Below are 6925 nucleotides of genomic sequence, written 5' to 3' on the forward strand. Positions count from 1 at the left end.
CAATCATAAATGGGTCGTAAACGAAGAGATCAAAGATGCACCTAAAGATGGATTTAGTAAAGGCAATACTGTTAAATTAGAAGCAAGTCATATGTCTGGTATGAAAGGTGCTACAGCCAATATAGATAACGTGAAAAAGACGACTGTTTACGTAGTTGATTACAAATCCAAAGATAATGGTAAAATCATTAAAAATCATAAATGGATGACAGGAAATGAGCTGAAAGCACGATAAAAATCTAGTTCTAGATTGAGAAATAAATAGATATAAAGATATCCTCCTTAATCAATAATTTAAATAACTTATTATTGTTAAGGAGGATATTTTTTAGTGTGTAAATTAAATAGATAAGAAAAATGACTAATCCTGGAGATAAATCAAAAAGTATAAAATAATTAATAATAAAAAAGCGTCCCAATGATATTGAGACGCTTAAAGTTTATCTAGTTTTAAATGATTCAATGGCGGTTTTGATTTCATCTCTAACACGTTGGAATTCTGACCAAGGTTTGCCTGCTGGATCATCAAATCCCCAATGTTCTTTTTTTACATTCGGCGGCAATATAGGACAATTATTGTCAGCATCACTACATAAAGTTACTACTAAATCGGATTGGTTTAGTATATTTTTATCAATTAAATTAGAAGTATGATTTGATATATCAATTCCAATTTCTTTCATCGCTTCGATTGCTTTCGGATTGACACCGTGTGCCTCAATACCGCCAGAATATACTTGCCATTCATCACCTAAAATGTTCTTAGCCCAACCTTCAGCCATTTGGCTACGGCATGAATTACCTGTACATATAAAGTAAATTGTTTTTTTATCCATAAATAGTCTCCTCTTTTTTTAGAAAATAATAAGTGTAACGTATAAACCAACTAATGTGATAAACAGAACAGGAATCGTAATAACAATACCTGTTTTAAAATATGTGCCCCATGAAATTTTTACTCCCTTTTGTGTTAAAACGTGTAACCATAGTAGTGTTGCTAAGGAGCCGATAGGTGTAATTTTAGGTCCTAAATCTGCGCCAATAATATTAGCATAAATCATGCCTTCTTTGATTAAACCGGTAGTTGCAGATTGTCCAATAGCAATTGCATCAATTAATACGGTAGGCATATTATTCATAATGGCTGAAAGGAATGCGGATATGAAACCCATACCCATAACACTACTAAATAATCCATAGTTTGATATGCTTGATAGAATATTAGCTAATAGTGCAGTAATACCCACGTTTTTCAGACCAAATACAACTAAATACATTCCTATAGAAAAGAGCACAATATTCCAAGGTGCGCCTTTGATCACTTGTTTCGTGTTTACTACTCTCGATTGATAGGCCAATACAGTAAATATAAATGCAATCAAACAAGCAATTAACGATACTGGAATTTGAATAAATTCACTAACTATATAACCAATGAGTAAGATTGATAAAACAATCCACGAAAACTTAAATAATTTTGGATCTTTAATGGCTTGATCAGGCGTTTTAAGATTTTTAATTTCAAAATGGTTAGGAATAACTTTTCTGAAATATAACCATAATACAACGATACTTGCAAGTAAAGAGAATAGATTTGGAATAATCATACGACTTACATATTCAATAAATCCAATATGGAAGTAGTCAGCAGAAACGATATTAACCAAATTACTTACAATTAATGGAAGAGACGTAGTATCTGCAATGAATCCACTTGCAATGATAAAAGGAAAAATGACTTTTTGATTAAACCCAAGATTTCTTACCATAGCGAGCACGATTGGAGTGAGGATTAATGCAGCTCCATCGTTCGCAAAGAAGGCTGCTACAATAGCGCCTAACAACATAATGTAGACAAACATCTTAAACCCATGACCATTTGAAGCTCTGACCATATGTATAGCTGCCCATTCGAAAAATCCAATTTCATCTAAAATTAATGAAATGAGTATAACAGCGACAAAGGTTAACGTCGCATTCCAAACAATCCCTGTAACTTCAATAACATCTGAGAGACTAACAACACCTGTAATAATGGCGATGATAGCGCCAATCAATGCTGTAATACCAATATCTAACCCCTTAGGTTGCCAAATGATAAAAATTAACGTTAATAGAAAAATAGTGATTGCTAATATCGTCATTGTTAACACTCACCTTTCTCTACAGTTTCACATATACATGGGACAGTATTGGAACTCAATAGAGTGAGTCGTGATGTAATGTCATCTAATACATCATGATTCAATTTATATAAATTTTTATTACCATCCTTTCTAGATGTAATTAAATTATTGTCTTTTAATACTTTCATATGATGACTTAATGTGGGTTGAGAAAAAGAAAAATGCTCTAATAAATCACAAGCGCATAATTCACCACAAGATAACAAATCTAATATTTCAAGACGACTACTATCAGCAATCACTTTTAAGTATTGTGAAATTTCTTTATAATTCAATTTTTCTTCTTCCTTTCTACTTGGAACCTTTTATAACGTTGATAATTTTTATTGTCACTTGATAAATTATATACTTGCTTAACTCCTAAATTATTAACTGGTTTAAAGTAGACGCTAGGTCTCATTATAATCAATAATATTAATATTCTGATATTCGATAAGGTATGACAAAGTAATTATTAAGACTTTCATTTTTAATCTTGTTTATCCAAAATGATTCATCTTCTTTTTTGTTACTAAAAAGGTCATCACGTTGATTTAGCGTAACTAACGATTGATTAACAACCCACCAATTATGGCCTATATTAGCTCTATTTAAATCTTCTACTAAACGTTTAGATTCTAAATAAGGTGTTTTTTCTGCTAGTGTTACGATTATCATCTGTGTTAAATTTTTATTTTGAATTTTAGGTAATAATGTTTCAACATTACTGGTAGTTTGAGTTGATTTTTTCTTTAATTCTCTATGATGATTTTCACTAGAATCAAGTAACAGCAAGGTATGGCCTGTAGGAGCTGTATCTACAATGACGTAATCCATGTCGTCTTGATTCTCCATAATGTCACTAAAGGCTTTGAAAAATGCTATTTCTTCTGTACAAGGTGATTTTAAATCTTCCATAATATAATCGATATCGTCTTGTGGTGTATCATCATTCACTGTGGCTAGTACTTCTTTTTTATACTTTTCTAATGCTTGTTCTTCATCAATATAAGCAGTATTTAAATTACTTGTAGTTTCAACATTAATTTCTTTAGTAGGGTCAGTAGTTGCTAAAAGAACACGATATCCTTTATTAGATAACGTTGTAGCTAATTGCGTTGCTACTGTCGTTTTACCAACGCCACCTTTTCCCATTGTAAATAAATATTGAACTTTACTATTTTCAATTTCATCGATTAATTTATTGAATTGCGGATGATCTTCAACAATAAAGTCATCATTTTCAATTAAGTTATCATCATTTAATAGATTAGTTAAACTTTCTATACCTTCTTCTTTCTGCTTTTTATATGGAACGTAATAAGCATGATTGTTATTTAACCATTCAGTAAAATAATTAATGTTTTTATCTTGTTCTGATTTCATCTGACTCGAAATTAAACCGTGACTTTCTTCTATATAGTTGTTAATGATTACTTTGAATTTAGAAATTGACAGTTGTTGTAATTCTTGTTGCGCTCTTTGAATTTCATATATAGAAGAGTGAGTAGGTCTCGCAACTAACATCATGGTCGTATCATCTTGGTTACGTAGTTTTTCAAGTGCTGAATTATATTTAACTCTATTTTCATTTAAACCTGATAATTGACCTAAGCAAGAAGCGTCATTACTCGTTGTATTTAAATAATCTGTCCATGCAGAAGGTAATTCAAGCATTCTCAAGGTGTGACCTGTTGGAGCTGTATCAAATATAATGAAATCAAATTCTTGTTCTAAAGTTTTATCGGATAAAAAATTTGTAAATTCATTAAATGCTGCTACTTCAACTGTACATGAACCACTTAACTGTTCTTTCATTTCAGAAAGCATATCTTCTGGTAGAATACCCTCATAAGGTTCTATAGATTGTGCTTTATAATCGTCTGCAGCAGCAATCGGGTCAAAATTGGCTATAGAGAGATTAGGTATAGGTTGATATTTAGTTAATTTATTAGATAATTCCATTTGAAATACATCTTGTAAATTACTAGCTGGATCAGTACTTACTAAAGCTACTTTCTTTCCATTCTCTGCTAAGTTTAAAGCAATAAAACTTGATATCGTCGTTTTGCCAACGCCACCTTTACCAGTAAAAAACAAATATTTTGTTAACTCAATGTTATCTAAATTCAATTTATTTAAGTATTTAACAGCATCCATCTCCACCACAGCATCCTCCATTTCTCATTTGATTAACTGTAATGATTTCATCGGCTTCTTCTTGGGTAATATAAGCGCCCGTTTTAGCTATACCGCCTTCTATAAAAGTGATTGGTAAAACTTCATCACCTTTTTCTTGAATTAAACGAATAACTTCTTGATTTTTAATGAATTCATTCGGATTATTATTCATATTATAACGTTGAACTTCTATTTGATTTTGCTTTAAATATTCATTGATTTGGTTCGCTTTTATTAGTGTTTCATCCGGTTCTGGACCACATACTCCAGTAGAACAGCACATAGCTTCTTCGTATATTTCAATATTTAACATTATACTCACCTCATTAATTAATTTTCGATTATAGATTAACATCTATATAGATTGGTGTCTATGTTATTGTTTGAGTTTTAAAAATTTTACTAAATTTAATTCTTAATAATACAATTTATAAAAAAATTATTTTAATATTTCTGTGAGCAATACCTAAGTTTATGTAAAATCATAGTTTTTTTTCTTGCGATAATATAGATATTGATTTATATTTAATATATCAAAAAAAGTTGATGTATTAAATGATATAAAACTACGTTGACAATAAGGAGGCGTGCTTGATTGCGAGTAAACCATTCAAGTACTTTAACTGTTGGTTACTTTGTAAGTTATTTAAATCTTGTTATGCTATCAAGAGAAATCAATTTAAAAGAAGCTACAATATATATGGAAAAGGAGTTCTTTAAAGGGAACATTAATCAGTATGGAGAATCAACAAAAAATAACTATAAACAAGCAATTCAAGAATTGAAATAAAGATAATATAAACTCAATGAAATATTATAAAAAGGATGGTCTTTTATGGAAGTTATTAAAGCAAAGACTGATATGAGTGAAGATCAACAATTTGACTTTTATGAAAATATGTTTAATGCACTTGCCGATAAAATCAGATTAAAAATACTAAATCAAATTAGCCAAAGCTTCAATAAATCATTATGTGTATGTGATTTAGAAGAGTTATTAGATATAAAACAATCTAAACTTTCTTATCATTTAAAAAAATTAGTAGATGCAAATGTTCTTATTGCTGAAAAGCATGGCACATGGAATTATTATAAAATTAATGAGCAGCAAATACAGGTTGTTTTAAATGAAGATACTTGTTGTAAGATACTTTAAGTATCTTTTTTAATGTAGTATTAATCAATTTTTTTTGATTAATACATCAAGAAATATTGATTAATTAAATTTGGAGGCATTATACTCATGTTAGATTCAATTATGGAATTTATAAAAACATTTGTGATGTTGTTTTTTGAATTATTCATACTATTTATCATCGTGAGCTTTATTGTAAGTATCATCCAGCAGATAGTTTCAGAAGAAAAAATAAAACAATTTTTAAGTAAACCTAATCAAGCTATTAATTATATTTTGGGAATGGCTTTTGGTGCGATGACACCATTTTGTTCTTGTTCTACAGTTCCTATACTTGTAGGTTTATTAAATTCTAAAGTTCCATTTGGTCCTGCAATGAGTTTTTTAATTGCGTCACCTTTAATGAATCCATTAATGATATTTATTTTATGGGCCTTATTAGGTTGGAAAGTTGCTGTTGTTTATTTTATTTTACTAGCAATCTTTAGTGTCTTAACTGGTCTAGTATTTTCAAAAATGAATTTAGCTGAAACTTATAAAGGTGTAAATGTTAAAGGCGATGGGTTTTTCGCTAATAAAAATGAATCTCGTTTTAAACAAGCATTAAATGATGCTTGGGCATTCTTATATCCAATGATTCCTTACTTATTTATCGGTGTATTTATTGGTGCTTTTATATATGGCTTTGTACCCGAAACATTTATTACTAAATATGCGAGTGGAGGTGGCATTATATCCGTATTTATTGCTTCTATTATAGGTATTCCTATGTATATTAGACCTGAAACAATGTTACCTATAGCTGAAGCATTAGCTTCAAAAGGAATGTCGCTTGGGACAGTTGTTGCTTTGATCATTGGTGGTGCTGGTGCAAGTATTCCAGAAGTTGTATTATTATCGAAACTATTCAAGAAAAAATTTGTAATCTCATTCGTTATCGCCATTTTAGTTGTAGCTATTTCTACAGGTTTGATGGTGAACATCGTTATTTAAAGGAGGTGAGATAATGGGAGTCAAAGACGTATTAAAAAAATTAAAACCTCAGAATCAATCATGTTGTTCTGTAGAAATTGAAGAAAAAACAGAGAAGAATGAAAAAGAACAGCAGGATAATAATAATTGTTGTAACAATTAATTTAGAAGTCTGTAAAATATATGCTTCTAATAAATGAACGACAAATTCCAATGTAATAGTATGGAATTTGTCGTTCTTTCGTTTCAGTTAAGGAAAATGTTGTTGTTTATTTAATATTCTTTAAGACTTATAACAAAAAGACGTTAATTAAAAACCGCATCATTAACCGATACGCAGAATCATATTATAAATAAAACTAAAAATGAGGTTGTATATAACTCACTCTGAAATTGTTTGAATATATAGTATCTTTAGTAAAATGCAGCTATTGTGGCGTAAAATTTGAGAATCAAAAAATGATTAATATAG

Annotated in this window: 10 protein-coding genes; 5 read left to right on the plus strand and 5 right to left on the minus strand. The window is 29.7% G+C overall.

Going from position 1 to position 6925, the window contains the following annotated elements:
- On the plus strand, positions 1-235 hold a 235-nt coding region (locus HMPREF2561_RS10125; RefSeq protein WP_141743269.1), incomplete at its 5' end, for a YdhK family protein.
- Between the two features lie 205 nt (positions 236-440).
- Here the strand turns inward: HMPREF2561_RS10125 and arsC are convergent.
- From arsC to arsD, 5 genes are all read right to left on the minus strand, one after another.
- A complete protein-coding gene (gene arsC, locus HMPREF2561_RS10130; RefSeq protein WP_049437946.1) occupies positions 441-836 on the minus strand; it encodes an arsenate reductase (thioredoxin) in 396 nt (131 codons plus the stop codon).
- An 18-nt stretch (positions 837-854) separates the two neighbouring features.
- A complete protein-coding gene (arsB, locus tag HMPREF2561_RS10135; protein WP_049437943.1) occupies positions 855-2144 on the minus strand; it encodes an arsenite efflux transporter membrane subunit ArsB in 1290 nt (429 codons plus the stop codon).
- Between the two features lie 2 nt (positions 2145-2146).
- Positions 2147-2461, minus strand: a complete 315-nt coding sequence (locus tag HMPREF2561_RS10140; protein ID WP_019835554.1) for an ArsR/SmtB family transcription factor — start codon at positions 2459-2461, stop codon at positions 2147-2149.
- Positions 2462-2600: 139 nt separating this feature from the next.
- Complete coding sequence (arsA, locus tag HMPREF2561_RS10145; RefSeq protein ID WP_176743836.1) at positions 2601-4325, minus strand: arsenical pump-driving ATPase; 1725 nt, start codon at positions 4323-4325, stop codon at positions 2601-2603.
- Positions 4312-4659, minus strand: coding sequence for an arsenite efflux transporter metallochaperone ArsD (gene arsD, locus HMPREF2561_RS10150; protein ID WP_002449502.1), 348 nt, complete (start codon positions 4657-4659; stop codon positions 4312-4314). The genes arsA and arsD overlap by 14 nt, the downstream gene beginning before the upstream one ends.
- 282 nt (positions 4660-4941) lie before the next feature.
- Here arsD and HMPREF2561_RS10155 point away from each other — a divergent pair, with 282 nt between their 5' ends.
- The 4 genes from HMPREF2561_RS10155 (at position 4942) to HMPREF2561_RS11025 (ending at position 6616) form a co-directional block, all read left to right on the plus strand.
- Complete coding sequence (locus tag HMPREF2561_RS10155; RefSeq protein WP_002454594.1) at positions 4942-5136, plus strand: hypothetical protein; 195 nt, start codon at positions 4942-4944, stop codon at positions 5134-5136.
- A 45-nt stretch (positions 5137-5181) separates the two neighbouring features.
- Positions 5182-5502 (plus strand): ArsR/SmtB family transcription factor, encoded by a 321-nt coding sequence (locus HMPREF2561_RS10160; protein WP_002449352.1) that lies wholly within the window; start codon positions 5182-5184, stop codon positions 5500-5502.
- 87 nt (positions 5503-5589) lie between these two features.
- Positions 5590-6474: a permease gene (locus HMPREF2561_RS10165; RefSeq protein ID WP_070468769.1), complete on the plus strand. Its 885-nt coding sequence runs from the start codon at positions 5590-5592 to the stop codon at positions 6472-6474.
- 13 nt (positions 6475-6487) lie between these two features.
- On the plus strand, positions 6488-6616 hold the full coding sequence (locus HMPREF2561_RS11025; protein WP_133945160.1) for a hypothetical protein: 129 nt from the start codon (positions 6488-6490) through the stop codon (positions 6614-6616).
- The last annotated feature ends 309 nt before the right edge of the window (positions 6617-6925 follow it).

Source organism: Staphylococcus sp. HMSC069E10 (genome assembly GCF_001809205.1).
In the GTDB taxonomy this organism is placed as follows: domain Bacteria; phylum Bacillota; class Bacilli; order Staphylococcales; family Staphylococcaceae; genus Staphylococcus; species Staphylococcus hominis.

Bases quoted from the DNA above. Each gene is read 5' to 3' on its own strand.
- arsC (WP_049437946.1), bottom strand. From the start codon at position 836: ATGGATAAAAAAACAATTTACTTTATATGTACAGGTAATTCATGCCGT.
- arsB (WP_049437943.1), bottom strand. From the start codon at position 2,144: ATGACGATATTAGCAATCACTATTTTTCTATTAACGTTAATTTTTATC.
- arsA (WP_176743836.1), bottom strand. From the start codon at position 4,325: ATGGATGCTGTTAAATACTTAAATAAATTGAATTTAGATAACATTGAG.
- arsD (WP_002449502.1), bottom strand. From the start codon at position 4,659: ATGTTAAATATTGAAATATACGAAGAAGCTATGTGCTGTTCTACTGGA.
- HMPREF2561_RS10160 (WP_002449352.1), top strand. From the start codon at position 5,182: ATGGAAGTTATTAAAGCAAAGACTGATATGAGTGAAGATCAACAATTT.
- HMPREF2561_RS10165 (WP_070468769.1), top strand. From the start codon at position 5,590: ATGTTAGATTCAATTATGGAATTTATAAAAACATTTGTGATGTTGTTT.
- HMPREF2561_RS11025 (WP_133945160.1), top strand. From the start codon at position 6,488: ATGGGAGTCAAAGACGTATTAAAAAAATTAAAACCTCAGAATCAATCA.